The organism is Sphaerospermopsis sp. FACHB-1094, from assembly GCF_014696195.1.
Taxonomy (GTDB): Bacteria; Cyanobacteriota; Cyanobacteriia; order Cyanobacteriales; family Nostocaceae; genus Sphaerospermopsis; species Sphaerospermopsis kisseleviana.
Genome location: NZ_JACJPT010000010.1, coordinates 65,890 through 91,946, shown reverse-complemented (window position 1 = coordinate 91,946; position 26,057 = coordinate 65,890). Strand labels below are relative to the sequence as shown.

The following is a 26,057-nucleotide window of genomic DNA, read 5'->3' as shown; positions in this document are numbered from 1 at the left end:
GCTGATAAATTATATCAAGTGTGGTTACTAGATAACACAGAAATTTGGATATTAATTCACATCGAAGTACAAAGTCAATACGATGAAGAATTTTCCCAAAGGATGTATATCTATAAATACCGCTCCTTTGACTTATACCATAAACCAGTAGTTAGTTTAGCCATATTAGGAGATGAAAGCAAAACATGGCGACCTAATTGTTATCAATACGGTTTAGGTAATAGTGAGGTTGTGTGTAAATTTGATACAGTCAAACTCATAGATTACAAATGGGAAGAACTAGAGCAAAGCAGCAATCTCTTTGCTATATTAGTAATGGCACATTTAAAAACCAAAACTACTACCAACAAACTCGCAGATAGGGAGCAGTGGAAATGGACATTAATTAGAAGTTTATATGAGCGAGGTTTCAGCAGATATGACATTGAAAACCTTTTTAGATTTATTGACAAAATGATGTCATTAACTAAGGAATTATAACAAAAATTGCTCACCAAAATAACCGAGTATGAAAAGGAGAGAGAAATGCCTTTTTTAACCCCTACTGAAGAATTATTTATTGCAAGAACTAACCAACAAAATATACTTAAACTTCTGCAAGTTAAGTTTGGTGATGTTCCCGAAATACTGAGCAAAAATATTCAGAATATTGATGATCTAACTGCTTTAGAAGAATTGCTGATATCAACAATGACAATTACTTCTTTAGAAGAATTTACCAATTTAGTCAATTCTAAATTACCAACATCACAAGAGTAATAGTAGAAAAAAACAGAGGTAGAGAAATAGAGAAATATTGAATTATCTTGAATTATCTTGAATTATCTTGAATTATCTTACATTTATTTCTCTACTTCCTTACCTGTTTCAATTTTCTAATTACCTTAATTTGGTTTCAACCCTCAAACCAAGATATCTGTTTTTATCAATAAATTACAGATCCAAAAAATTAGCCATTTATAATCTATGAATTATGATTTTTGAATTATTAATAAAAAGAGCGAATAGATCCCCGACTTCTTCAAGAAATCGGGGATCTGGGTATCGATCGCTTCCCACTGTTGATCTTGACTCTCACTCACCCCTAATACATAAAACTGCTATTTTGTCAACCCACACTCTTACAAGACATGGATCAACCTCTCATTTCACCCGCAAAAAAGTTTACGAAATCACCGCTTTTTTCTCTATGTAGATTTTGACTATTTCTCAAATAACGTAAAATCAAGAGTTTTGGCTATTTCTAAACTTTGTTTTTATTAAAAAATATACTACGCCTAGATCATGAAATTTCAAAGAATTATAGCAAATCGCCGAAAGTATTGCAAGCTCGTGGATAAATAAAAATAATTGTCAATTAAATATTAAGAAAATATAAAGAGGAAATTTTTAAAGTTAGGAATATTTAAACAATTGATAACATTAATATAATTTAAACTTATCACTTAATTAACAAAAAAGGTTAAAATCAGCTTTTTTGCAGTCTACTTTTATATAGTGTAGGGATTTATCAATGCTCAAAATATACGAACTTTGAAAAAGCGAGATTAATTCTAACTTTGCGCCTACCCTGCGGGATCTCCTGACGGAGATTACACCTTTACGCGAAATCTTGATCAAAGTGTGGTTCATTTACCTGAAAATAGCTGTAAAGAGAAAAAGATTAAATAAACCCATGACACAACCAAACCAATTTCCGATTCCTCCCCACTTCCACCCCAACAAAGTCGGAGAAATATACCGCGTACCTTATCAACAATTGGCAGCAGCAGCGGCAGCATGGACAAAACAATATAATATTCCCCCAGCAGCAGATGATAAAAACCGCATTTGTCTATTATTAATAGATGTCCAAAACACCTTTTGTATTCCAGAATTTGAATTATATGTAGGTGGACAAAGCGGAACTGCTGCTGTTGATGATAACAAAAGATTGTGTGAATTTATTTATCGTAACTTGGGAAGAATTACGAAAATTATTCCCACCTTAGATACTCACACAGCAATGCAAATTTTCCATCCGATTTTTTGGATCAATGCCGATGGAAAACACCCCACACCAGCAGAAACTAATATCACTTTTGCAGATATTGAAAAAGGGATTTGGCAAGTTAACCCAGCAGTTGCTCATAGTGTGACTAATGGAGATTATGAACTTCTGAAAAAACAAGCTTTTCACTATGTTAAACAACTCAGTCAAGATGGTAAATATCCCCTGACAATTTGGCCTTATCATTCCATGTTAGGAGGAATTGGTCATGCTTTAGTTTCCGCAGTGGAAGAAGCAATATTTTATCATAGTATTGCTCGTCAAAGTCAATCCCAATTTGAATTAAAAGGGGAAAATGCTTTAACAGAAAATTATTCTATTTTATGTCCAGAAGTTTTAACAGGATTTGATGAAAAACCAATTGCCAAAAAAAACACAAACTTGATTAAACAACTTTTAGAATATGATGCAGTAATTATTGGTGGACAAGCTAAGAGTCATTGTGTTGCGTGGACAATTGATGATTTATTAACAGAAATTCAACAGGTAGATAGCACCCTGACAAATAAAATCTATCTGTTAGAAGATTGCACATCTCCTGTTGTTGTTTCCGATGTTGTTGACTACACAGAACAAGCTAACATAGCATTTGACAGATTTGCAGCAGCAGGAATGCACATTATTAAATCAACAGAATGGGTAATTGGTGATAGTTGATAGTTGATAGTTGATAGTTGACAGTTGATAGTTAATAGTTGATTGGGAAACATAAAATTGATTACCCAGTCACCAGTCACCAGTCACCAGTCACCAGTCACCAGTCCCCAGTCCCCAGTCCCCAGTCCCCAGTCACCTAGTTAAATATTCTTTAGGATCTTTTGCTGTCCAACCAAGGGGTTCATTAGCACGAATTTCAAAATGTAAATGTGGTTCTCTAGAAGTTGGTTGACCTGTAGCACCAACTGTTCCTAATATGTCACCCTGTTTTACATTTTGTCCTAGCTTAACTTGTATGGTTTCTAATTGAGCGTAACGAGTTTGTAATCCACCTGCATGATTAATAATTACTAACTTTCCATAGCTGGCTTGATCTTTAGCAAATACTACCACGCCAGGAGCGATCGCTTGCACAGGTGTACCTACTTCTGCTACTAAATCTACACCACTATGAAAAAAAACTTTACCTGTAATCGGATGAATTTGCCACCCATAAGGTAAAGCTACAGTTGTAGAATTAGCTAAAGGATATCCGGTTATACTTGCCGATGGTAAAGTTGGTGTATTTGCTACAGGAGAACTAGCAATTATCCGATTTTGTCTTTCTCTTATTCCTGGTAAAACAGGAACAAAAACAACTCTGGGGTTTTGTTGACAACCATTAATTTCAAACAATGTATCTGGACGAACTTTGTAATTTGCTGCCACTTGTCTCCAATTTTGACCACTGGGAACTTGTACCACAATTCCATCAAAGGGGGGAATTTGCAATTGATTACCAGGTGTCACAGTACCGTTATTAACAAAGGGATTCATGTTAATAATTGTTTCTGGCATGAGTTTATATCGCTCGGCTATGCTATCTAAAGTCTCACCACCAGTAACTTGATGTTTTTGAATTCTCGATAAGGCTGGAGTTGGACAACTTGGTACTGCATTCGCGCTTTGCAGTTGTAGCATTGTGGAAATTAGCCCCAAGGTGCTAATTAAGCTACAGAGAAACATTGGACGATAGCGAAAAGTCATGTCAACTAAGAAAGAAATAGCTAATTCTAGATTTTAGTTGGGGAATTTTCAAGATGGGATCATTTTTTTTGTTTGACTGATAATTCTTTCATGGTATAAGTCCTCAAACTTAACCCCAGAGTCAATCCAAAATCCAAAGTCCGAAAACTGAAGATGATCCCAAATAATGTATTAATTATTCAATTTCTGTTAACTAATCTTTTCACTGATCATTTACTTAGTAACTGTCTGACTATGATCGCAATTATTCTTAATTAATTAATTAATATGAAGTTATCTGTGAAGCAATTAGCCGTTTATCTGTCTTTAGTGGCTATGGGCAGTAGTCTGGGTATACTTGGTAGTCGATTTTTTCCCAGCAATGGTTCGTTTCAAGAGTTGAAAAATGTTACAGCGGCTTTACCTTCAGAATCTGTGATTACCTATCCTTCTCAGGGCTTGCCTAATTCTGCTGGTGGCGATAATGTAAATTTTATTGCTACTGCTGTACAGAGAGTTGGTCCTGCGGTTGTGCGAATTAATGCTACTCGTAAAGTAGTAAATCCAATTTTTGACGCTTTGAAAAATCCAATGTGGCGGCGTTTTTTTGGCGAAGATGAAGAACCAATTCCCCAAGAACGAATTGAGCGCGGTACTGGCTCAGGGTTTATACTTAGCGAAAATGGTCAATTATTAACAAATGCTCACGTAGTCGCCCAAACAGATACAGTATTAGTCACCCTCAAAGATGGTAGAACTTTTGAAGGTAAGGTAGTGGGAGTTGATACTGTCACCGATGTAGCAGTAGTCAAAATTCCTGCGGATAAATTGCCTACCGTGAAATTAGGTAATTCACAAAATTTAATTCCTGGTCAGTGGGCGATCGCAATTGGCAATCCTTTAGGTTTAGATAATACTGTCACAATTGGCATCATCAGCGCCACCGACCGCACCAGCGCCCAAGTAGGAGTTCCCAATAAACGGGTTAGCTTTATCCAAACCGATGCGGCAATTAACCCTGGTAATTCCGGTGGACCGCTTTTAAATGCCCAAGGTGAAGTCATCGGCGTTAATACTGCCATTCGCGCCGATGCTCAAGGACTGGGTTTTGCTATTCCCATTGAAACCGCCGCCCGCATAGCTCATGAACTATTTACCAAAGGAAAAGCAGATCACCCTTTTTTGGGCATTGAAATGGTAGACCTTTCACCGACCAAAAAACAGCAATTGAATCAAGACAATACACTCAACATTCAGCCAGATGTTGGGATTGTGATTAAGAAAGTTCTCAAAAATTCACCGGCAGAGGAGGGAGGACTGCTCCCTGGGGACGTGATTCAAAAAATCAACGGTAAACCGGTGAAAATTACAGCCCAATTGCAGAAAATTATTGATTCGAGTCAAGTCGGAGACATTTTCAAAATTGAAGTTAACCGTAATGGCAAAACTCAAACTTTTGAAATACGCTCAGGAACTGATCCCCAAAATTAGTTATTAGTACAGGCGTAGTTGATCACGTCTGTACTCGGAACTATTGATTAGACAAATGCTCTAATTGCATTCTTTGTTCCATCTGGCGCAAAAAATAACCAGTCATCATTGCTGAGGCTAATAAACCCGCTAAATTATCTCGGTCTGTAGTAACTTGCACATTAAAACTCTCTCCTGGGAGCATTCCTACCAGTCCTTGGACATTCTGGGAAATGATTTGTTTAATTTCTGGGCTGGCAGACTGGGCTACACGGGCTAGAACGTCGGGAGATTGATGCTGTAAATATTTCAATAACTGATTCGGATTTTCCCCCAAGTGTTCGTTCAGAAGCTGATTAGTGTGTTCCTCAGAGTTGTCATTCAAAAAATCAGGATCAAACACCATTGGCAATTCTTCTTAGCTTAGTTGCTAATTCTACTTTAAACCATATCACAAGCCTAGCGCATTTATTCAATGGTCATCAGTCATTGGTCATTGGTCATTAGTCGTTAGTCATTAGTCATTAGTTCTTTTTACCCAATCACCAGTCCCCAGTCCCCAGTCACCTATCACCAGTCCCATCTAACTCTAGTTCTAATTGTTGTTCTTTCTCTACATTGGGCATAACTTCAGGAAGTTGATCAATTTGGAAATATTGGTGAAACTTCGGGGTAACTTGTAATGAATATGACCTGGATTCATTATCTCGTCGTTTACGCACAAATCCTAATTCTACCAGTTCAGGAACGTGCTGATATACACCTGAACCCCGCAGTTCTATTAACTCACTTTGGAGGATAGGACTGTTGAGAGCGATCGCTGCTAAAGTGCGTAAAGCCCCCACACCCAACTCCACAGGGATCAAAGTCTGTACTAAATCATGAAAATCTGACCGCAGTTGCAAACTATAACCATTTGCAGTTTCCACAACTTCTAGCGCACTATCTCGACGGGCATAATTATCCATCAGTTCAATTATCCCTTCTTCCGCTGTATGGCGATCGCACCCAGCATGCTCGGCAATTTCACTCACAGATAAGGGTTTACCCTTTAAATACAAAATCGCTTCTATTTTGATTGCTATGGCTATATTCTTCTTGGACATATTTAAAAGTTCAGAAGTTCAGGAGTCGTAGGGTCGAAGCATTCGGGCGATAAATTATCAATTTTTATCACAGTTTATTTTCCGAATGCTTCGCCCGTATAGGAGTCAGGAGTTAGGAGAAATGAAAATTGTAACTTTTGCCTTTTCCTATTCCCTATTCCCTATTCTCTGTTTTTTGACTTTTGAATGCATGACTTTTAATTTTCCTCCCCTGCTCCGCTTCCTTTCTTCACTGTCACCAATCACCAGTTACCTGTTCCCTGTTACTGAGAATAAATTCTGCGATCGCCAAATCTTGAGGAGTTGTCACTTTCAAATTCGTTTCTTCCCCCGGTACTATCCGTACTTCAAGCCCGCATTTTTCAAACAAAGCTGCATCATCTGTCACTTCCCAACCTTGACGCACACCATCAGCATGACATTCTTTTAACAACTTAACATCAAATCCTTGGGGAGTTTGCGCCGCCCAAAGTTGCTCTCTGCTGGGTGTACTTTGAATTATGCCACTTTCCCCCACAACTTTAATTGTATCTTTTACAGGTATAGCCGCAATTAACCCTGGACAATGAAGAATAGCTGCTGCACAAGCATTAAATAAGTCCGGTGTAGCTAAACATCGCGCCCCATCATGAATTAATACTTGTTCAGCATTTCCTGGTAATGCCTGTAATCCGTTATAAACCGACTCTTGGCGGGTAGCACCACCAGGAATAAACTCCACAGGTTTAGTTAGCTTTAAATCAGCCAAAATTGCCTTAAAGTCCTCCCAGTCATGAGGTTGGGAAATAATTCCGATCCAACTGATAGCACTAGCAGCTTCCGCAGCTAACAAAGTCCAAGCAATAAGAGTTTTTGAACGAACCTTTAATAACAGTTTATTGCGGTCAGCACCCATTCTTTTGCCGCTACCTGCGGCCGGAATTAATAAATACACAATTTTCCTCGATTTTGTAAATAGCAGGAGGCAGGAGTCAGGAGTTCAGGAGTCAGGAGTTCAGGAGTCAGGAGGCAGGAGTTCAGGAGTTCAGGAGGAAGAAGGTAAATATTTCTCCCCAATCATCAGTCACCAGTCACCAGTCACCAGTCACCAGTCACCAGTCACCAGTCACCAATCACCAGTCACCAGTCACCAGTCACCAATTACCAATTACCAATCACCCATTACCAATTACCAATCACCCATTACCAATTACCATTCCCCATTTCACATAAAATAAGGACGATAAGCTTCAATAAATATATTATTTATGCGAGTAGTAGCTTTTGTACCTGGTTCAATTGGCGACCAAGTTCTTTTTTTCCCCACATTGGATGATCTCAAGCGTTCCTATCCCGACGCTTTGATAGATGTCGTTGTGGAACCCCGGTCAAAGGCTGCCTACCGAGTGAGCAAGTCAGTTCACGAGGTATTGACCTTTGATTACAAGGATCGTAATAGTTTAGCAGATTGGGGTAACTTGGTGGGAACAATCCGCGATCGCGAATATGATGTTGCCATCACTGCTGGAGAAAGTTGGTTTGTCGGTTTATTTCTCTGGTTGACTGGTATTCCCACTCGCATTGGCTTCCAAGGTAGTGGTGCAAATTTTCTCACCAGTGTTGTATCTCCCAATACATCCCAATATATACCTTCCATGTATCATGATTTGTTGCAACCTCTGGGAATTAAGACACCTTGCCCACCGTTAGCAGTAAATATACTGAAACCAGATATTGAATGGGCGCAACAACAACAAAAACGCTTGGGTATCAATGACACAGGTTACATCTTGCTCTCTGGTGGTTCTGGTAAGTTATCCCAAATTAATGGTGCTGATACCAGCTATCCTGTAGCTAGTTGGCAACAAATTATTCAAGATTGTCAACGCAAACAGCCAGATTTACCAGTGGTGGTCATTAAAGAAACTGAGGATGATACATTTGTTTCTTCCCTGGTGGAATCTTGTCCTGGTATTAAAGTAATTGCCATTGATGATGTGGGCAAATTAACTGCCATAATTGGTGGAGCAAGTTTAATGCTTTCTCTCAGCGGTGCGCCCCTACAACTAGCTATAGCTGTACAAACCTATACTATCGCCCTACTTGGTTCTACAGACTCAGGAAAGATATTACCCACCAGTGATAAATTCCTCGCCATTAAATCTCCCACTGGCAAAACCGCTGATATCGCACCTGCAACCGTTTTAGAAAAAATCTGGGGCGGTTGACTATTAGTTTTAGATTTTAGATTTTAGATTTTGGATTTTGGATTGATTGAAAAATCTAAAATCCGAAATTTATATAGCAGATGACAAACATTCTAACTCCTGACTCTTGGGGCAACCACGAGGGGATTGCCCCTACTCCTAAATTCCTATCTTTTTTCAATCATTTCAAAAAAGCCATCTTCTAATTCATAACCCAAGATTTGCGCGAAAGATTTAAGTCGGAATGGTGTGGGAATACTTTGCTGTTTTAGCCAATTACTTAAAATAAAAATTTTGTGCATCAAAAAAATCTCTAATGCTTCAGGGTTGTACTGTATACCTTCTTTTTTAGTAAACTGATGGGGTACTAGCATAGCAGCATAACGCGCCAATTCTCCAGCTTTCCAATCTAATAAAAATGGCAACCAGGGATATTTAGCATCTAAACGCACAAACCACAACCTTACCTCTGGAATTTCTGACAGTTCCCGTGGATCATTTGCTTCCCGTAGGTAGTTGATTTCAAAGCGCAATTGCTGTTCCTGAGATGTCATGGATTCCTCTTGCAGCAATGGTTCAATTACCTTTAATGCAGGTGACAAATCTAGATTGTTTATAGCGTCGTTATTAAGGCTGATTGTGATTGTCATTGACTTTTTTTGGCAGCTTTTTTGATTGCTTAGGAGTAGTATCCAGAATCAACAGTAGCAGTTTTTAGGTATTAATGCTACTCTATTTTGTCTTTGTTAAATATCAACATTTACTTATTAATCACATTGAATTTTATAGTGTTATTTTTTCTAGATTGGGTACTTGTACTATTGACAATTTAAAATTTTATATACAATTTGCCAAAATACAACCCCTCACCTGGACATTCATAGCCTTAATAAGCTAAAGTTGTAATGAGTTTGTTTTAGAGTTAGGATGTAATTAATCATCAACCAACCAAAAACGAAACTGGCTCAAACCAGTGATTAATCAAGGATATTCGTATCAAAGACACAGGTATAAGCAAAGAATATATTGTAAATATGTAATATCCCTGCGTATAAAAATAATCATTTTTCATGAAATCTGAAAACTATTCCTACAGTTCCTACAGTTAAAACTGAAATATGCAAAAATCAGCTATTTCTACAAAAGCAATTCGTTCTTTAGAAGATGCTCTAGATCGGTGTCAAATACTAGGTATGCGCGTTAGTCGCCAGCGTAGATTTATACTAGAGTTACTATGGCAAGCTAAAGAACATCTTTCCGCTAGAGAGATTTACGATCGCTTAAACCAACAAGGTAAAGAGATTGGCCATACTTCTGTTTATCAAAATTTAGAAGCTCTATCAAGTCAAGGTATTATTGAGTGTATTGAACATTGTGATGGGCGGTTATATGGTAATGTGACTGACGCTCACAGCCATGTTAACTGCTTAGATACAAATCAAATTTTAGATGTGCATATAGAAATACCAGAAGAGTTGATCCAGCAAGTTGAGGCACAAACCGGAGTCAAGATTAGTGGATATACCATCAACTTTTTTGGACACCGTAACTTACAACCAGATCACAAAGATCATTAGACCTCTCCAAAATAGAATGTATTAATTTGTCATAAGTTGTAGGGGCGAAGCATTTAGGCGATAATTTAACGGAAAAATCAGACATCTAGATATCCCATAAGCTTCGACCTGCCCCCATCAATAGGTTCCATAATTTCTTTTCTGGAGATGTCTATTAGTAACTGGCTAATGGTTTACATTATCACTGCTGATAAATTAAAGTGACAAAAACAGGTGAAAATGGAAATGACTCAGCTAGGGATGACTGCGGTTTTTTGGCTGGGAAAAAATTCTATTTTTATTTGACCTGACTATGAGCGATCGCCCTTTAAGTAGTTTAAATTTACAATTATTATTAATTGACCCAGATCCCATCTTTCGTCTAGGACTAAGGGTAGCTTTAGAAACAATTCCCCACCTACAAGTAGTAGCCGATGTTCCCACAGATACCGCAGCCTTACAGGTTTTAGCGGAAATTGCAGCACCGGATCAAAACCAAGTCAATTTAATAGTTTTAGAATTAGGCAATGGCAGTTCTAGCGAATCTCAACAGCTAGGGTTACAATTTTGCAGACAACTTAAAGCTTTATATCCTCATATACCCATTTTGTTGTTAAGTGCTATTTCTACAACAGCAATGTTATTAGCAGCAAAAAATACAGGTGTAAATGGCTATTGTCCTAAAGGTATATCTATTTCAGAATTAGTACCCATCATGCAAGAAATAGCATCAGGTGGTTACTATTGGTTAGGAACAACAGAAATAAACTTCCCTTTATCTAATTTACCTTTTGCCAGACTCAGAAATAATATCAGGTTAACAGGAATTAATCATATTAATAATAATATATCCGCAGTTACAGCACAATTAAAAATTCCTGGATTACCATTATTAGATAAAGCTATTCTGGCAGGACAAAGAAGAGAACTTTTAGCAGCGCGTTGGTTAGTAAATAACTTATTGTCTGCACCAGAAGAAAGACAAGAAATACAAAAATCTCAACCATTACCGCTACCCATTTCTTACTCAAATAGCGCCATTAGTAAAGCAGAATCACAACAAATGCAAACTGTTGTACCGCCTTTACTGAGTCCAAAAGCACTACAATCTATAATATTTACATCTTGTACTAATAAACTCCAGTTTTCTTTACAAAATCTGACAGACATACCTTTAGAAATTGATATTCTGCGTGAAGACAAAAAAAGAGAACTTCTTTATATCATCTTACAAAAAGTATCTCAAAAATTAGATGATCTACGTAGTTCAAAAGTTGAAATTCCACAAATACCTGAGTTAAAAAATCAGATTCTCACTAATTTATGGGAATCAGCAATTACCGAATTTTACGGTAAATCTTCCCGGATAAATGTCGGAGATGTCAATATAGAAATAGTCACTTTTTTATTGAAAAATGCAGCAGGTGTAGAAACTGAAATCCTCAATAAAATTCCTTTAGTAGAAGACTTGTTTTCTTATCTACTTTGGCAAACAGATTTATATATTGACAACACATCTTATGCAGCAGGAAGTGAACCTGCAAATTCTCAAGCATCAATGATTTTAGAGAATTTACTGATTCAAGTTGCCAATGGTGTATTACAACCATTATTAAATTTTTTAGCAGATGTGGAAACCATCAAACAAAATTTTTATGATCGTCATTTAATTTCCACAAGGGAAATTGAAAGATTTAGAAATAATTTATCTTGGAAATACAGATTGAATAATTATGTGAATGAACCCCAGGCAATTTTTGAAAGTCGCTATGAACTATTTGTATTTGCACCTCGTGGAATTGCCAAAATATCAATTTATTCTCCTCGTAACCAAGAATTAGCAAAGCTTGCCGATATCCCTTTAGCGGTGACATTACTGTTAGAATTGCGGGATGCGATCGCACCACGTTTACAATCTTTATTATCTTTTTTAGGTAATGGGATCGTATTTGTATTAACACAAATAATTGGTAGAGGTTTAGGTTTAGTTGCCCGTGGTATTCTTCAAGGTATTGGTAGTGTTTCCTTCACAGAAAAAACTTTAAAACGTAATAGCGACAAGCAAAAGAATAACGAAGGTAGAAGGCAGGAGGAAAGAGGTTTTTAGGCATTTTACATTTTGTTGCACAACTTCTTTTTTCGTGCCGACTTACTTAGGGTTTGCTGAAATATTGCCAATAGCTAGAGAAATCAAGAGATTTTCCTCCTGACTGTTGTAAGGGCGAAGCATTCTGCCGATAAATTATCAATTTTTATTACAGGTTATTTTCCGAATGCTTCGCCCCTACTTCGCCCCTAAGACTCCTAACTATTAAAAATCCGCGCTTTGTGGTGTACGGGGGAAAGGAATCACATCCCGAATATTCCCCATACCCGTCATAAACTGCACCAGTCTTTCAAACCCCAAACCAAAACCAGCATGAGGTACAGTACCATAACGACGTAAATCTAAATACCACCACAAATCTTCTGTTTTCATTCCCTGGGCTAAAACCCGTTTTTCTAACACATCTAATCTTTCTTCCCGTTGCGAACCTCCAATAATTTCACCTATTTTTGGTGCTAAAATATCCATCGCTCTCACGGTTTTTTCATCATCATTCAACCGCATATAAAAGGCTTTTATTTGTGCGGGATAATCTGTAACAATTACAGGTTTTTTAAACAATTGTTCCGCTAAATAACGTTCATGTTCTGATTGTAAATCTGCACCCCAACTTACAGGATATTCAAATTTTACATCCGCTTTTTCTAAAAGTTTGACTGCATCGGTATAAGTCAATCTTTCAAATTGATTGTTAATAATATTGTTAGCAGTGTCTAAAACAGTATTATCAATTCTTTGATTGAAAAATTCCATGTCTGCTTCACAGGTTTCCATCACATATTTAAAAATATGTTTTAAGAAATCTTCTGCTAAATTCATATCTCCTTCTAAGTCACAAAACGCCATTTCTGGTTCTACCATCCAAAACTCGGCTAAGTGACGAGAAGTGTTAGAATTTTCGGCGCGGAATGTGGGACCAAAGGTATAGACGTTAGAAAACGCCATTGCCATTATTTCCGCTTCTAACTGTCCACTTACTGTTAAATAAGTCGGTTTTCCAAAGAAGTCTTGACTATAATCAACTTCTTTATTTTCTGTGCGGGGAATATCTTTTAAATTCAAACTTGTCACACTGAATAATTCTCCTGCACCTTCGCAATCACTGGCGGTTAAAATGGGAGTATGTACCCACATAAAACCCCGCTCTTGGAAAAATTGATGTATGGCAGTTGCACAAGCATTTCTTACCCGAAATACTGATCCAAAGGAGTTAGTTCTACCTCTTAAATGGGCAATGGTTCTTAAAAACTCAAAGGAATGACGTTTCTTTTGCAGAGGATAAGTTTCGGGATCAGCATCTCCGTAAACTTTTACTACATCTGCTTTTAGTTCTATTCTCTGTCCTTTACCTTGAGATGCAACTAATATTCCTGCAACTTCGACGGAAGCACCTGTATTTATCTGTTTTAATATGGCTTCGTAGTTTGGTAATTCTTGATTAATAACTATTTGTAAGTTGGCTAAACTTGAACCATCGTTAACTTCTAAAAAGGCAAATCCTTTTAATTCGCGTTTGGTTCTTACCCAACCTTGTACTGTTAAGGTTTCTTCTGGTTGACCACTTCTTAATATTTCAGCAATTCGATGTTTAATCATTTTTTACAGTTTGGATTTTTTTAACTATATATAACATTAATTTTAGTCAGGGAAAAGGGAACAGGGGAGATGGGGAGCATCCCAATTTTGCAAAAACAACCGCCACAACACCAAAAACTCTCCTCTTCCTTCTTACCTTCGTGTCCTTCGCTCCTTCGTGGTTCGTTCATTTCAGGTCTTGAAATCAAGCAAAAAATAAACTTACACATTTGGGATGCTCCCGGGAGATGGGGAGGTATCAAGTCAAAAGTCAAAATTAAGAAACTTTTGCCTATTGCCTATTGCCTATTGCCTATTGCCTCTTGCCTTCTTTCCCAATCACCAATCACCCAATCGAAGATTTTAACACCCAACCTATAATAATTCCTAAACCACCAAAGCGAACTCCTTGCCAAAAGGGTCGGTTGAGGCTTTTCCAGGAAAATAACTGGCTTTCTAGGTTAACTTCTAGGGCTTCTAGCTCTTTTTCCAAGCGTTTTAACTCGGCTTTGATTTCTGGTGTCTGATTTTTATTTTCTTTGAGATTTCTAATTTCTTGTTGCCATTGTGCCTTTTGCTGTTGATCCCGTTGCACTTGGGCATATCTTTCTTTTAACAGTCGCAGTCCGGTTTCTAGTTCCTCTAGTTCCTCTTCAAAGTCGGTTTGCTGGTTTTCCTCTGGTTTGGTCATTGGTGATGGGTCATTGGCTATGATAATTACATCATAACTTTTACTCTTAACTCAGCACTTAGTCTTATGTATCAAACCAGTCAATTAAATGATGTTACTACTCTGGAACTTGCCCAAGCTTTGATGGAAAAATTGACTATTTCTCCTGATGACTGGCATCGTCTCAAGTCTAACCGCAATGCCCGCGCTAGTGAGCTTGTAGCGGCTGCTATGGTTTTTTTGGTCAAAAATGAGCCTCAAGAGGCACAAGCTAGGTTAGAACAGGCTATAGGCTGGTTAGATAAGTCTATTTCTGCCCCTCCTTGTCCTACTCACGGTAAACATTGAGGGATTGGTGATTGGTGATTGGTGATTGGTGATTGGGAATAATATTACCCATTACCCATTACCCATTACCCATTACCCATTACCCATTTTCTATCTTCTTAAAGATAACAAACGCCGAGTTTCTATTTGCTTGCAAAGTCTTAATTCTGTTCCTTTGCGGTTCCATTGTACTTGATCAAATATTTGATGCAGAAGAGACATCCCTCGACCGTTTTCTGATTCATCTGGTGGTAAAAAGTCGGTGGGATCATTATGAGCATTACAACAAGGAGTAAAACCATTACCTTGATCGGAAATAATCCACCAATATTGATTATCTATCAAGGAAAAACGAACTACTACTAGTTTACTGGGATCAAGATTATTGCCATGTTTAGCTGCGTTTACTAGGGCTTCTTGCAGTCCTAGCCGCAGTTCGGCTTGTAATTTTGTGGGAATATCTGCCAATAATAAATCTAATATTGGGCATAGATAAAGAGTGGAGGCAAAACTAATAGTACCCCAAGAGCGACCAAGTGGACGAAGAGAAATGGTAATCACAAGAGAAACCCCGTAGCTTTTAGTTAGCTAGACATCAGTTTGCTGTTATCGGCACCCTGATAAAGATTAAGGTGGTCATGCTGCCTTCAAACTTGCGTCTGTAAAACTAAATTTATGAAATTGCTAGGGAGCATTGACTCTAAATATAAGTGAAAATTGCTTAATTAAAATTTGGCTGTAATTGTTTTGCTAATACAATTAACAACTTCTATGTTTCTATTTATTACTTTGGGAAAGTATATAAATATTCAACTTTCTTTGTAGCCGCTTAATAATTTGCACAATTTATTTCACTTTTTCAAATCAGAGTCATGCAACTTTAATGGTTAAAAAAGAAATCTCTATTTTTAGGTTAATTTTATTTTAGCATTATTAGTATGCACTGGACTACAAATTTTCCATTTAAGTTTTTGTAAACAATTTGGTTAACATATAAGCTAAAGTTAATAGTTGCTTTTAGCATGGATATCGCTGGAGAAAGGCTGCTGTTTCTACGTGAGCGGTTTGGGGAAAAAAGTCGGCTGGCTGCACTCTTGTAAGATGGTATTGTCCATGTTCACACAGTAATTTTAGGTCACGAGCCAAGGTGGCTACTTTACAGCTGACGTAAATAATGCGCGAAGGTTTCAGGTTCAGTAAAGATTTGATGACATTAGCTTCACATCCTTTACGTGGCGGATCAAGTAAGACAATATCTGGTATAATTCCCAAATTTGGTAGATTTTTCTCCACTGCTCCTACTTGAAAGGTTACATTATTAATTTCGTTTTGTTGGGCATTGAAAATTGCCTGTTCTACGGCTGCCAATTGCACTTCCAAGCCGATAACTTGGCGTGCTTGTTTTGCTAGGGGTAAAGTTAAAGTACCAATACCACAATAGGCATCTACTAAAACTTCCTGACCTTGTAAATTTAATTCTGACTGAATGACTTGTAACAGTGCTTCAGCCGTTTCTGTATGAACTTGAAAAAATGTATCCGGGCGGATTTGAAATTCTAAACCAGCGAATTTTTCTTGCAGGTAAGGAATCCCAGCAATACAAGTTGTATCTTTTCCAAATATAGCATTTGTGCGATCGCTATTGCGATTCAAACAAACTCCTACTAACTGGGGATAACGCTGTAACCATTCCTGGGCTTGGGTTTCAATGTCTGGTAAATTTCTATCTTTGACTACTAAAGTTAGTAGCATTTCCCCTGTACGGCGACCTATACGTAAACTTAAATGGCGAATTTGCCCTTGGTGGCGTTTTTCGTCATAAATTGACCAATCCCGCTTTTTAATATCCTGTTTTACTTCCGCTAATAAAGGATTTAAACGAGCGTCTTGAACTGGACATTGATTTAAGTTAATGAGTTGATGACTACCTTTTTGGTAATAACCAGCTTGAACTTGTCCGGTAGCTGAGATCCGGACGGGATAGGTGGCTTTGTTGCGATAACCTAAAGATGATGTTGTGGATAAGACGGGAGCTACTGAGGGGTTAATAAAACCACCTATTCTTTCTAAAGCTTGAATTACTTGATTATGTTTTGATGTAAGCTGATAATCATAATTTATATGCTGCCACTGACAACCACCACATTTATCAGCAACAATACAACTAGGTCGGATACGTTGAGGAGATGGTTGAAGGATTTGTTTGAGGGTAGCATGAGCATATTTGGGTTTGACGTGTGTAAGTCTGACTAAAGTGCGATCGCCCACTACTGTATCAGGAACAAATACTACACGCTGTTCAAAGCGTCCTACGCCATCACCAGTGTCGCTTAAATCAGTAATTTCTAGTTCTATTACTTCACCCTGTTGCCAAACTGTATTAGTCATTAGTCATTAGTTATTAGTTATTAGTGGGTGGGAATAGGGAATAGGGAATAGGGAATAGGGAATAGGGAATAGGAAAAATATTATTAACAAATATTAATTTTTACCAATCACCAATTACCAATTACCTCTTCCCCAGTCACCAATCCCCAGTCACCAATCACCAATATACCCTTCACTTCTGTACCGCGAACTGGTTAAACTAACAAATAATATAATTTCCGTGATTACATAATCATGACTGTAATTAGCCAAGTTATTCTCCAAGCTGACGACGAACTGCGTTACCCTAGCAGTGGCGAACTCAAAAGTATCAAAGAATTTTTGCAAACAGGCGCACAGCGGACTAGAATCGCTGCAACCCTGTCAGAAAACGAAAAAAAGATAGTTCAGGAAGCAACCAAAAAACTTTGGCAAAAGCGCCCTGACTTTATCGCTCCCGGTGGCAATGCTTACGGAGATAAGCAACGCGCTTTATGTATCCGTGACTTCGGCTGGTATCTGCGCTTGATTACCTATGGTGTGCTTGCTGGTGACAAAGAACCAATTGAAAAAATTGGGTTGATTGGTGTACGGGAGATGTACAATTCTCTGGGTGTTCCTGTACCGGGAATGGTAGAAGCTATCAACTGCCTTAAACAAGCATCCTTGGGCTTACTGAGTGGTGAAGATGCAGCAGCAGCAGAGCCTTACTTTGATTACATCATTCAAGCGATGTCCTAATTACAAGGTTTCTCTGCAACATTAGCGATCGCCATCACGGCTGGTGCTTTGCGTAAAGCTACTGGTGATCTTGCTCATTTGATCACTCTTTCCCCACACTTGATAGTTGCTATGGCAAAATTATGGCAACATATTTGTCAAGTTATTATAAAGTTGTGGGGATATTTTATGTGCATCTATGTGCATTTACTGACGCTCACCAAAAACAAAAAACCGACAGGAGGCTGTCGGTCATTAGTTGTGTTCCCTATTAATGACTCGGCTAGAGTTCAGTTATGAGTTATTATCCCAAGATGTTCATTCTTAGAGGAGGATCTTCATCATGGATAATGGTGATTGTAATCATATTCATCGGTGATTTTAATCACTGAAGAATTGAAGAAAAAATGTATACCTTTGAGCAATTGATTGAAAGAGAAAAATACATCATTTTGATGGCAGCAGAAACAGTCAATTGCATATAGTAGTCAAATTTTTGTAAACACTAACACATTTTGGTAAAATGTATCTGAATCTTATTAAAGTAGTAGCAGCAACAATCTTATTAAATGGAATTACTGCTTGTACTACACCTACTCAAAACCAAATCTATGCGGACAATAGCCGCATTACCGAAAATAAACCCATTGTAGATAGTAATAAATCTGCACAAAATAGACCAAATAATAAAACAGCTACTATTTCTGTGGAAGGGGAAAAAACCAACATTTCCTTAAAACTTTACCAGGAGAAAAATATATTTAGTACCTACTTTCCTCAAGAGGATTTTTTAGTTCAAAATAAAGATATCAATAAAGTAAGAGAAGTGAAATTTACTGCTAATTTTGGAGGTGTAAAAAATGAAAATGCTTACATTAAATTTGTCTTTCCTGATGATTTAAAAGCCTTAGAAGAAGTCAAAAATTTTATTAATAGTAAAGATGGGATAATTGCATCTAATAAATGGCAAATTGTCAATCGTAGCAGCACTGTAACCTATCCTTGGGCAAAAGAAAAGATTACTTTTAGTAAAGGTCAAGAGATTTTTGGTAATATTTATATTGGAGAAGAAAAGGGTAAAGTATTTTATGCAATTACCCATTATCCAGCAGAATATGGAGATGGTTTTGAACCAAGAGCAGATTTGATTTTAAGTAATTTGGAAATAGGTGGATAATGTCAAATCTTTTAACTGTCACCTTTTTATTTTTGTCGTAGTTGAAAAAATAGGAATTTTTCGCAGGGTGAAAACAGATACTATCTTCTATCAACTCTTTCAAACATTACCAAATATTCTTTTTGAATTGATTGGTAAACCAGCTACAGAAGCAGAAAATTATCAATTTACATCTGTAGAAATAAAGGAGTTAGCATTTCGGTTTGATGGGTTATTCATACCAAATTCAAAGATACCTGAACAACCGATTTATTTTGTTGAGGTGCAATTTCAACCAAAAACAGATTTTTACTGGAAATTATTTGCAGAAATCTTTGTTTACCTCAATCAATATCAACCAAAAAATGATTTTCATGCAGTAGCGATTTTTGCTAAACGTAGTTTAGATCCTGGTGTACCTATCCAGTATCGAGGTTTGCTAATGAGTCAGCAAGTAACAATCATTTATTTGGATGAATTAGAAGTTACTAATGATAATTCCGTTGGGTTGGGGATGGTAAAATTAGTAGTAGAGAAAGAAGAAACTGCAATTGATCACAGTCAACAGTTAATGGACAAATCTCGACAACAATTTACAGATGCAGCCCAAAGGCAAAAAGTCTTACAATTGTTAGAGACGATCTTAGTTTATAAATTCAATAATTTAACCCGTCAGGAGATAGAAGCAATGTTTACTTTTGAAGATTTAAAGCAAACAAGGTATTTCCGAGAAGTTGCGGAAGAAGAAAGAACAAAAGGTAGGCTAGAAGGTAGGCTAGAAGGTAGGTTGGAATCAGTACCGCTATTAATAGAGTTAGGTTTGACGGTGGAAGAAATAGCAACAAGGTTAGATGTGGATATTGAAGCGGTAAGGAAGGTTGCGGAAAAATCTGGGGATCAAAATCCTGTGGAGTAGGTTGAGAGAGAAATTAAAATTTACTGTTTAATATGATAGGCGATCGCTAATATTAAAAATGGCGATCGCTCTTTTACCATACCCCACACCCAGACTAATTTCTACCGCATATTCATTTCTTCAGAAACAGCAAATTCCTACCGTTTTATTCTTCTGCATCAAATAAGAACGCAATGCACGGAATTTGTGAGTGAAGATGTCATGCTCAATAGCTTTACCAACTAAACTATCAGCAGATATACCTTCAGCTTGAGTGATTTCTAAAAGTGCTGCTTTTAGTTCCGGGTTAATGGTAATGGTTAAAGTATCTTGCATATTGGATCAGCGATCTACATAATTAATTATAAAGAAGTTAGGGTTCTCAGATACAATAATCATCTGTCCTCTTGGTGCATAACAAACCATGACCACCGAAAGTCCCTTTTCTCCCCAGGAAATCGCCTCAGAAGGCATTAAACCACAAGAATATACCGAAATTGTCCGCCGCTTAGGCCGTCACCCTAACAAAGCCGAACTAGGTATGTTTGGGGTAATGTGGTCAGAACATTGTTGTTATAAAAATTCCCGTCCCCTCCTCAAACAGTTTCCCACCACAGGACCCCGCATTCTTGTCGGACCCGGTGAAAATGCCGGTGTGGTAGACTTAGGCGATGGACTGCAACTAGCTTTTAAAATAGAATCCCATAACCATCCTTCCGCAGTTGAACCCTTCCAAGGTGCTGCTACAGGTGTGGGAGGTATATTAAGAGATATTTTTACAATGGGGGCGCGTCCAATTGCGTTATTAAATTCTCTGCGTTTTGGTAGTTTGGATGATCCCAAAACCCAAAGATTATTTAATGGCGTTGTAGCGGGTATTTCCCATTATGGTAACTGTGTAGGTGTTCCCACGGTAGGCGGTGAGGTTTATTTTGATCCAGCTTATTCAGGAAATCCCTTGGTTAACGTCATGGCACTGGGATTAATGGAAACACCAGAAATAGTAAAATCCGGTGCTTCAGGAATTGGCAACCCTGTATTATATGTTGGTTCAACCACTGGTAGGGATGGTATGGGTGGTGCGAGTTTTGCTAGTGCAGAATTAACCGATGAGTCAATGGATAACCGTCCTGCGGTGCAAGTGGGCGATCCATTTTTAGAGAAGTCTTTAATTGAAGCTTGTTTAGAGGCATTTAAAACCGGGGCAGTGGTAGCGGCTCAGGATATGGGTGCTGCGGGTATCACTTGTTCTACTTCGGAAATGGCAGCCAAAGGCAGTGTCGGTATTGAATTTAACCTTGACAAAGTTCCGGCACGTGAGTATGGAATGATACCTTATGAATATCTGCTTTCTGAATCTCAGGAAAGAATGCTATTTGTGTCCGAAAAAGGCCGAGAACAAGAGTTAATTGATATTTTCCACCGTTGGGGACTTCATGCGGTGGTTGCAGGTACTGTAATTGCTGAACCAATTGTCAGAATTTTGTTTAAGGGTGAAGTTGCTGCGGAAATTCCTGCGGATGCTTTGGCTGAAAATACGCCTTTGTATGAAAGAGAACTTTTAGCAGAACCGCCAGAATATGCAAAAACAGCCTGGGATTGGAGTGTTGATAGTTTACCTAGTTGTGATGCTAGGGGAATTACAGTTAATGGTAAGTTACAAAGTTGGCAGGATGTTTTATTAACTTTGCTGGGTACACCTACCATTGCTTCTAAGAGTTGGGTATATCGCCAATATGATCATCAGGTGCAAAATAATACTGTGTTGTTGCCTGGTGGGGCAGATGCGGCTGTAGTGCGCTTACGTCCTTTAAATTCTTTCCCAGTCACCAGTCACCGAAGCGGAGTTGCTGCTACGGTTGATTGTAACTCTCGCTATGTTTATTTAGATCCTTATGAGGGTGCTAAGTCTGTTGTAGCTGAAGCTGCAAGGAATCTTAGTTGTGTGGGTGCTGAACCTTTAGCGGTGACAGATAATCTTAATTTTGGTAGTCCTGAAAAACCTATCGGTTATTGGCAGTTAGCGTCAGCTTGTAAAGGATTAAGTGAAGGGTGTCAGGAGTTGGGAACGCCTGTTACGGGTGGAAATGTTTCTTTGTATAATGAGACTTTTGACGCTCAGGGAAATCCCCAGCCTATTTATCCTACTCCTGTGGTGGGAATGGTTGGTTTAATTGAGGATTTGGATAAAATTTGTGGACAGGGCTGGAAAAATGTAGGTGATGCAATTTACCTTTTAGGTTTACCTGTGCAATCCAAAATCCAAAATCCAAAATCTAAAATCGAATTGGGAGCTTCTGAATATTTAGCAGCGATTCATAATACGATTGCAGGTAAACCGCCAAGGGTTAATTTTGATTTAGAACGGAAAGTACAAAGCGTGTGTCGTTATGGTATTCATTCTGGGTGGGTGCGTTCAGCACATGATACTGCTGAAGGCGGTCTAACTGTAGCTTTGGCGGAATGTTGTTTAAGTGGAAAGTTGGGAGCAGAATTAAATTTAGGTATTTCTGCAAACTCTGCTTTTCGCTTTGATGAAGTGTTGTTTGGTGAAGGTGGTGCGAGAATTTTAGTTTCTGTGAATGTGGAAAATCAGGAAATTTGGGAATCCTATTTACAGGAACATTTAGGAGAAAATTGGCAAAAATTAGGTATTGTTGCTAATTTGGCAACAGGGTTAACAGTGACTACTGCTGATCACCAAGAAGTTATGAAAGTCAGCATTAGCGATATGAGCAACGTTTACGATCAGGCGATCGCCCAACGTCTCGCTCTCTATGCCAATACATAAACCGCATCAATGTCAAGGATCGGGCATGAAAATTTACAATTCATCCCCCATCCTTGACCAATTTACGGTACTGTTTTAATGGATGGTTAAAGATTTATTAAGAGGCAGGAGGCAGGAGTCAGGAGTCAGGAGGAAGAAGGTAAATATTTCTCCCCAGTCACCAGTCACCAGTCACCAGTCACCAGTACCCAGTACCCAGTTACCAGGAGCAAAAACCAGCATGATTCCCCAGCATTCTATCACTTCTGATCCATCTATAAATATTAGTGAAATTAGTGAAAACGCTTGTGATAAACCAGAAGAGGCGTGTGGTGTTTTTGGTATCTATGCACCAGAACAAGATGTAGCAAAAATGGCATACTTTGGATTATATGCCCTGCAACATCGGGGTCAAGAATCTGCTGGTATTGCTACCTTTAATGGACATTATGTACACCAGCATAAAGATATGGGGCTGGTTTCTCAAGTATTTAATGAAACTATTTTAGAAGAATTAGTCGGTAATATTGCAGTTGGCCATAACCGTTATTCTACTACTGGTTCTAGTCGCAAAGTTAACGCTCAACCCGCAGTTATCTCAACTCGTCTAGGTCATTTGGCTTTAGCACATAATGGTAATTTAGTCAATACCATACAATTGCGGGAAGAATTACTTCAGAGTAATGTTCATTTGCTAACAACCACCGATTCAGAAATGATTGCTTATGCGATCGCCGAAGAAGTCAATGCTGGTGCAGACTGGTTAGAAGGTGCGATTCGTGCGCTTCACCGTTGTCAAGGTGCATTTAGTCTGGTAGTTGGTACACCCGATGGTATCATGGCAGCAAGAGATCCTAACGGCATTCGTCCCCTGGTAATTGGTACATTAGACAGTGATCCAGTACGTTACGTTCTCGCTTCCGAAACCTGCGGTTTAGATATTATCGGTGCTGAATATCTGCGCGATGTCGAACCAGGAGAGTTAGTTTGGATCACAGAAAAAGGTTTAACATCACACCGATGGAATCAACAACCCCAGCGCAAGTTGTGTATCTTTGAAATGATCTACTTTGCTCGTCCTGATAGCGTCATGCACCATGAAACATTATATAGCTATCGGATGCGATTAGGACGGAGATTAGCGGAAGAATCACCAATAGAAGCAGATATAGTATTTGGTGTACCTGATTCTGGTATACCTGCGGCCATTGGTTTTTCCCAAGCATCAGGGGTAGCTTATGGTGAAGGTTTGATTAAAAATCGCTACGTCGGTAGAACATTTATTCAACCTACCCAAAGTATGCGGGAAACGGGCATTAAGATGAAATTGAACCCCCTGAAAGATGTATTGTATGGTAAGCGGGTGGTAATAATTGATGATTCCATTGTCCGGGGAACTACTAGCCGCAAACTCGTTAAAGCATTGCGTGAAGCAGGTGCATCAGAAGTACACATGAGAATATCTTCCCCACCTGTCACCCATCCTTGCTTTTATGGGATTGATACAGATACCCAAGATCAACTAATTGCCGCTAAGATGTCAGTAGCAAACATAGCCAAAAAATTAGAAGTTGATACCCTTGCTTATTTGAGTTGGGAAGGAATGTTAGAAGCAACCAGGGAAGATACAAATAGTTTTTGTTCTGCTTGTTTTACAGGTGATTATCCTGTAGCGATTCCTGAACAAGTGAAGCGTTCTAAATTAATGTTAGAAAAAGCTACAGTTTAGATCATTTTATCATCTGGTGGGGTGGGCATCTTGCCTGCCTCAATATTTTATTTTGTCAGAATCAGGATCACCAGGATTATAGGATTAACAAGATTTTAATTTGATAATTTATCATAATATTTAAAAATCATCGAAAAATTAGATCTTTTAATAATCATCCACACCCTCATTTAGATAACATCGAAAAATCCTCACATCCCAAAAATAGAACTTTCAATAATATCCTGTAAATCCTTAAATCCTGTAAATCCTGATTCTGACAATTTAATATTTTACCTCTTTCCCATATCCCCAAAAATCAACATCTAAAAATCCTCATCCCCGCAAAATTTTTTCACCCAAAACACTTGACAAAATCCTTAGACTTGACACATACTAATATGATGGAAATCTGTGTCGCACATAATATAACGTCTTTTTAACAACTCAATCCTAAAAATCTTTAAATCCTGGTTATCCTGATTCTGACAAATAAGATTTTATCTCACGCAAAGACGCAAAGTCTTTCTTCTTACTGTCACCTGTAACCTGTAACCTACTATTGGAACTCCGTACAAAAAAACGTTACCCTAAACACAGGACATAATTCCAAAATCAAAAATCCAAAATCTAAAATCTAAAATCAAATGACTTCTACCACTCAAATCCAAGCATTAGATGTACCTACAGCTATATTACAACGTCGTTCTATCAAAACCTTTAAACCAGATCCCATTTCCCCAGAAATGCTTAAACAACTGGTAGAATTAACCGTAGCAGCACCCAGTAGTTTTAACACCCAATCTTGGAGAATAGTTTTAGTTCAAGATGAAAATCAAAAAGTTGCATTATGTGAAGCATCTTGGAATCAAAAACAAATTATTCAAGCACCTGTAACCTTTGTATTTGCTGCTGATGCAACTGCTGGAGAACAAGATTTAACACCCATTTTAGAACAAGGATTAAACACCGGCGCTTGGAATGAGGGAACAGTTAATTATTTTAGAAATGCTATTCCCCAATTTCAAGAAGCTTTAGGAGATAAGCGTCGGGAATATGCTATTAAAGATGCCATGATAGCTGCTACAAATTTAGTATTAGCAGCAGAAAGTTTGGGTTTATCTACCTGTTTTATGAATGGTTGGATTGAAGATAAAGTAAAAGCAGTGATTGGTGCAGAAAATAACCCAGATATTTGTATTGCAGTGGTTGTACCTGTAGGATATGCAGCCGAACCCCGTTTAAATCCTGGTCGTTTACCGTTATCTGCTAATGTATTTGTGGATAAAATAGACAACCCATATCAAGATTAATGAACAATATCTAAGTAACAATATCCCCGACTTCTTGATTTCATTTTGTAAATCAATTCAATTATTTTTTCAACAGAAGTCGGGGATCTGAATTTATCCATGTTGTAAAAAATCAATCTTAGGCAATAAAGGATCATTAACTATTCCCAAACCTGCAAATCCCCAACGTTTTAATAAACTTCCCACCTGTGTACCTGGAATAGATTCTACAGCTAAACGACTCGCTAAATCAGCAGCATGAGCATTTAAATAACTGAGTGCTTCAAAATCTTCTTTAAACAATAATAAATATCCTGATTTATCCTCATCAATTTTTGCAGTGAGATATTTACCATCTGTCTTTGACCGAATAATATAATAAACTTCAGAAAGCATAATTTTTAATTCGTAATTCGTAATTATTCCCTATTCCCCATTCC

The 26,057-nt window shown here is 38.0% G+C and carries 25 protein-coding genes and 1 pseudogene; 15 read left to right on the top strand and 11 right to left on the bottom strand.

Annotated features, from left to right (window positions below; genetic code table 11):
* From H6F47_RS27250 to H6F47_RS05000, 3 genes and pseudogenes are all read left to right on the top strand, one after another.
* Window positions 1–480, top strand: a pseudogene (locus H6F47_RS27250) (hypothetical protein); the annotation flags it as partial.
* A gap of 45 nt (window positions 481–525) precedes the next feature.
* On the top strand, window positions 526–759 hold the full coding sequence (locus tag H6F47_RS27245; RefSeq protein ID WP_199291067.1) for a hypothetical protein: 234 nt from the start codon (window positions 526–528) through the stop codon (window positions 757–759).
* 916 nt (window positions 760–1,675) lie between these two features.
* Entirely contained in the window at window positions 1,676–2,707 is a 1,032-nt protein-coding gene (locus tag H6F47_RS05000; RefSeq protein ID WP_190647896.1) for an isochorismatase, read from the top strand.
* A 132-nt stretch (window positions 2,708–2,839) separates the two neighbouring features.
* Here H6F47_RS05000 and H6F47_RS04995 read toward each other — a convergent pair whose 3' ends face one another.
* Complete coding sequence (locus H6F47_RS04995) at window positions 2,840–3,733, bottom strand: M23 family metallopeptidase (RefSeq protein WP_190347342.1); 894 nt, start codon at window positions 3,731–3,733, stop codon at window positions 2,840–2,842.
* Window positions 3,734–4,000: 267 nt separating this feature from the next.
* Between H6F47_RS04995 and H6F47_RS04990 the strand changes: the two genes are divergently transcribed.
* Window positions 4,001–5,203, top strand: coding sequence for an HhoA/HhoB/HtrA family serine endopeptidase (locus H6F47_RS04990; protein WP_137667437.1), 1,203 nt, complete (start codon window positions 4,001–4,003; stop codon window positions 5,201–5,203).
* A gap of 40 nt (window positions 5,204–5,243) precedes the next feature.
* Here the strand turns inward: H6F47_RS04990 and H6F47_RS04985 are convergent, their stop codons facing one another.
* From H6F47_RS04985 to ispD, 3 genes are all read right to left on the bottom strand, one after another.
* Window positions 5,244–5,588, bottom strand: coding sequence for a DUF760 domain-containing protein (locus H6F47_RS04985; protein WP_096567523.1), 345 nt, complete (start codon window positions 5,586–5,588; stop codon window positions 5,244–5,246).
* A gap of 157 nt (window positions 5,589–5,745) precedes the next feature.
* A complete protein-coding gene (gene scpB, locus H6F47_RS04980; protein WP_190347341.1) occupies window positions 5,746–6,288 on the bottom strand; it encodes an SMC-Scp complex subunit ScpB in 543 nt (180 codons plus the stop codon).
* Between the two features lie 235 nt (window positions 6,289–6,523).
* Window positions 6,524–7,222, bottom strand: coding sequence for a 2-C-methyl-D-erythritol 4-phosphate cytidylyltransferase (gene ispD, locus H6F47_RS04975; RefSeq protein WP_096567521.1), 699 nt, complete (start codon window positions 7,220–7,222; stop codon window positions 6,524–6,526).
* On the opposite strand from ispD, the gene H6F47_RS04970 reads away from it, so the two are divergent.
* Both H6F47_RS04970 and H6F47_RS04965 read left to right on the top strand, forming a co-directional pair.
* A complete protein-coding gene (locus H6F47_RS04970) occupies window positions 7,188–7,505 on the top strand; it encodes a hypothetical protein (RefSeq protein ID WP_190647894.1) in 318 nt (105 codons plus the stop codon). The two genes, ispD and H6F47_RS04970, sit on opposite strands and share 35 nt — an antisense overlap.
* A 30-nt stretch (window positions 7,506–7,535) precedes the next feature.
* Complete coding sequence (locus H6F47_RS04965) at window positions 7,536–8,495, top strand: glycosyltransferase family 9 protein (RefSeq protein WP_137667435.1); 960 nt, start codon at window positions 7,536–7,538, stop codon at window positions 8,493–8,495.
* 146 nt (window positions 8,496–8,641) lie between these two features.
* On the opposite strand, the gene H6F47_RS04960 is transcribed toward H6F47_RS04965, so the two are convergent.
* Entirely contained in the window at window positions 8,642–9,124 is a 483-nt protein-coding gene (locus H6F47_RS04960; protein WP_190647892.1) for a CRR6 family NdhI maturation factor, read from the bottom strand.
* A gap of 468 nt (window positions 9,125–9,592) precedes the next feature.
* On the opposite strand from H6F47_RS04960, the gene H6F47_RS04955 reads away from it, so the two are divergent.
* Both H6F47_RS04955 and H6F47_RS04950 read left to right on the top strand, forming a co-directional pair.
* Window positions 9,593–10,051 carry a Fur family transcriptional regulator gene (locus H6F47_RS04955; protein WP_190647890.1) on the top strand — a complete coding sequence of 153 codons (459 nt, stop codon included), beginning with the start codon at window positions 9,593–9,595 and terminating at the stop codon, window positions 10,049–10,051.
* A 292-nt stretch (window positions 10,052–10,343) separates the two neighbouring features.
* A complete protein-coding gene (locus H6F47_RS04950; RefSeq protein ID WP_190647888.1) occupies window positions 10,344–12,137 on the top strand; it encodes a DUF3685 domain-containing protein in 1,794 nt (597 codons plus the stop codon).
* Between the two features lie 204 nt (window positions 12,138–12,341).
* On the opposite strand, the gene asnS is transcribed toward H6F47_RS04950, so the two are convergent.
* Together asnS and H6F47_RS04940 are read right to left on the bottom strand one after the other, a co-directional pair.
* The gene (gene asnS / locus H6F47_RS04945) at window positions 12,342–13,733 is read right to left on the bottom strand and encodes an asparagine--tRNA ligase (RefSeq protein ID WP_190647886.1); all 1,392 of its coding nucleotides are present in this window, start codon (window positions 13,731–13,733) and stop codon (window positions 12,342–12,344) included.
* Between the two features lie 325 nt (window positions 13,734–14,058).
* Window positions 14,059–14,403, bottom strand: coding sequence for a hypothetical protein (locus H6F47_RS04940; RefSeq protein ID WP_137667431.1), 345 nt, complete (start codon window positions 14,401–14,403; stop codon window positions 14,059–14,061).
* A 66-nt stretch (window positions 14,404–14,469) separates the two neighbouring features.
* Here H6F47_RS04940 and H6F47_RS04935 point away from each other — a divergent pair, with 66 nt between their 5' ends.
* Window positions 14,470–14,730 carry a DUF6439 family protein gene (locus tag H6F47_RS04935; RefSeq protein ID WP_137667430.1) on the top strand — a complete coding sequence of 87 codons (261 nt, stop codon included), beginning with the start codon at window positions 14,470–14,472 and terminating at the stop codon, window positions 14,728–14,730.
* Between the two features lie 90 nt (window positions 14,731–14,820).
* Here the strand turns inward: H6F47_RS04935 and H6F47_RS04930 are convergent, their stop codons facing one another.
* Complete coding sequence (locus H6F47_RS04930) at window positions 14,821–15,270, bottom strand: anti-sigma regulatory factor (RefSeq protein WP_096567507.1); 450 nt, start codon at window positions 15,268–15,270, stop codon at window positions 14,821–14,823.
* 456 nt (window positions 15,271–15,726) lie between these two features.
* Window positions 15,727–17,097: a 23S rRNA (uracil(1939)-C(5))-methyltransferase RlmD gene (rlmD, locus tag H6F47_RS04925; protein WP_190647884.1), complete on the bottom strand. Its 1,371-nt coding sequence runs from the start codon at window positions 17,095–17,097 to the stop codon at window positions 15,727–15,729.
* A 234-nt stretch (window positions 17,098–17,331) separates the two neighbouring features.
* Between rlmD and apcD the strand changes: the two genes are divergently transcribed.
* The 3 genes from apcD (at window position 17,332) to H6F47_RS04910 (ending at window position 19,868) form a co-directional block, all read left to right on the top strand.
* A complete protein-coding gene (apcD, locus tag H6F47_RS04920) occupies window positions 17,332–17,817 on the top strand; it encodes an allophycocyanin subunit alpha-B (RefSeq protein WP_096567504.1) in 486 nt (161 codons plus the stop codon).
* A 502-nt stretch (window positions 17,818–18,319) separates the two neighbouring features.
* Window positions 18,320–18,973, top strand: coding sequence for a hypothetical protein (locus tag H6F47_RS04915; RefSeq protein WP_190347337.1), 654 nt, complete (start codon window positions 18,320–18,322; stop codon window positions 18,971–18,973).
* A 67-nt stretch (window positions 18,974–19,040) separates the two neighbouring features.
* On the top strand, window positions 19,041–19,868 hold the full coding sequence (locus tag H6F47_RS04910) for an Rpn family recombination-promoting nuclease/putative transposase (RefSeq protein ID WP_190347336.1): 828 nt from the start codon (window positions 19,041–19,043) through the stop codon (window positions 19,866–19,868).
* Between the two features lie 120 nt (window positions 19,869–19,988).
* Here the strand turns inward: H6F47_RS04910 and H6F47_RS04905 are convergent, their stop codons facing one another.
* Window positions 19,989–20,183: a hypothetical protein gene (locus H6F47_RS04905; protein ID WP_190347335.1), complete on the bottom strand. Its 195-nt coding sequence runs from the start codon at window positions 20,181–20,183 to the stop codon at window positions 19,989–19,991.
* An 88-nt stretch (window positions 20,184–20,271) separates the two neighbouring features.
* On the opposite strand from H6F47_RS04905, the gene purL reads away from it, so the two are divergent.
* From purL to H6F47_RS04890, 3 genes are all read left to right on the top strand, one after another.
* Window positions 20,272–22,638, top strand: a complete 2,367-nt coding sequence (gene purL, locus H6F47_RS04900) for a phosphoribosylformylglycinamidine synthase subunit PurL (RefSeq protein ID WP_190647882.1) — start codon at window positions 20,272–20,274, stop codon at window positions 22,636–22,638.
* A 220-nt stretch (window positions 22,639–22,858) separates the two neighbouring features.
* Entirely contained in the window at window positions 22,859–24,346 is a 1,488-nt protein-coding gene (gene purF, locus H6F47_RS04895) for an amidophosphoribosyltransferase (RefSeq protein WP_190647901.1), read from the top strand.
* A 626-nt stretch (window positions 24,347–24,972) separates the two neighbouring features.
* Window positions 24,973–25,638 (top strand): nitroreductase family protein, encoded by a 666-nt coding sequence (locus H6F47_RS04890; RefSeq protein ID WP_137666333.1) that lies wholly within the window; start codon window positions 24,973–24,975, stop codon window positions 25,636–25,638.
* A 93-nt stretch (window positions 25,639–25,731) separates the two neighbouring features.
* Here the strand turns inward: H6F47_RS04890 and H6F47_RS04885 are convergent, their stop codons facing one another.
* Entirely contained in the window at window positions 25,732–26,013 is a 282-nt protein-coding gene (locus H6F47_RS04885; RefSeq protein WP_096567490.1) for a hypothetical protein, read from the bottom strand.
* Between the last annotated feature and the right edge of the window lie 44 nt (window positions 26,014–26,057).

Excerpts from the sequence above, each read along its gene's own strand:
- H6F47_RS27245 (WP_199291067.1), top strand. The coding sequence starts at position 526 with ATGCCTTTTTTAACCCCTACTGAAGAATTATTTATTGCAAGAACTAAC.
- H6F47_RS05000 (WP_190647896.1), top strand. The coding sequence starts at position 1,676 with ATGACACAACCAAACCAATTTCCGATTCCTCCCCACTTCCACCCCAAC.
- H6F47_RS04995 (WP_190347342.1), bottom strand. The coding sequence starts at position 3,733 with ATGACTTTTCGCTATCGTCCAATGTTTCTCTGTAGCTTAATTAGCACC.
- H6F47_RS04990 (WP_137667437.1), top strand. The coding sequence starts at position 4,001 with ATGAAGTTATCTGTGAAGCAATTAGCCGTTTATCTGTCTTTAGTGGCT.
- H6F47_RS04985 (WP_096567523.1), bottom strand. The coding sequence starts at position 5,588 with ATGGTGTTTGATCCTGATTTTTTGAATGACAACTCTGAGGAACACACT.
- scpB (WP_190347341.1), bottom strand. The coding sequence starts at position 6,288 with ATGTCCAAGAAGAATATAGCCATAGCAATCAAAATAGAAGCGATTTTG.
- H6F47_RS04965 (WP_137667435.1), top strand. The coding sequence starts at position 7,536 with ATGCGAGTAGTAGCTTTTGTACCTGGTTCAATTGGCGACCAAGTTCTT.
- H6F47_RS04960 (WP_190647892.1), bottom strand. The coding sequence starts at position 9,124 with ATGACAATCACAATCAGCCTTAATAACGACGCTATAAACAATCTAGAT.
- H6F47_RS04955 (WP_190647890.1), top strand. The coding sequence starts at position 9,593 with ATGCAAAAATCAGCTATTTCTACAAAAGCAATTCGTTCTTTAGAAGAT.
- H6F47_RS04950 (WP_190647888.1), top strand. The coding sequence starts at position 10,344 with ATGAGCGATCGCCCTTTAAGTAGTTTAAATTTACAATTATTATTAATT.
- asnS (WP_190647886.1), bottom strand. The coding sequence starts at position 13,733 with ATGATTAAACATCGAATTGCTGAAATATTAAGAAGTGGTCAACCAGAA.
- H6F47_RS04940 (WP_137667431.1), bottom strand. The coding sequence starts at position 14,403 with ATGACCAAACCAGAGGAAAACCAGCAAACCGACTTTGAAGAGGAACTA.
- H6F47_RS04935 (WP_137667430.1), top strand. The coding sequence starts at position 14,470 with ATGTATCAAACCAGTCAATTAAATGATGTTACTACTCTGGAACTTGCC.
- rlmD (WP_190647884.1), bottom strand. The coding sequence starts at position 17,097 with ATGACTAATACAGTTTGGCAACAGGGTGAAGTAATAGAACTAGAAATT.
- apcD (WP_096567504.1), top strand. The coding sequence starts at position 17,332 with ATGACTGTAATTAGCCAAGTTATTCTCCAAGCTGACGACGAACTGCGT.
- H6F47_RS04915 (WP_190347337.1), top strand. The coding sequence starts at position 18,320 with ATGTATCTGAATCTTATTAAAGTAGTAGCAGCAACAATCTTATTAAAT.
- H6F47_RS04905 (WP_190347335.1), bottom strand. The coding sequence starts at position 20,183 with ATGCAAGATACTTTAACCATTACCATTAACCCGGAACTAAAAGCAGCA.
- purL (WP_190647882.1), top strand. The coding sequence starts at position 20,272 with ATGACCACCGAAAGTCCCTTTTCTCCCCAGGAAATCGCCTCAGAAGGC.
- purF (WP_190647901.1), top strand. The coding sequence starts at position 22,859 with ATGATTCCCCAGCATTCTATCACTTCTGATCCATCTATAAATATTAGT.
- H6F47_RS04890 (WP_137666333.1), top strand. The coding sequence starts at position 24,973 with ATGACTTCTACCACTCAAATCCAAGCATTAGATGTACCTACAGCTATA.
- H6F47_RS04885 (WP_096567490.1), bottom strand. The coding sequence starts at position 26,013 with ATGCTTTCTGAAGTTTATTATATTATTCGGTCAAAGACAGATGGTAAA.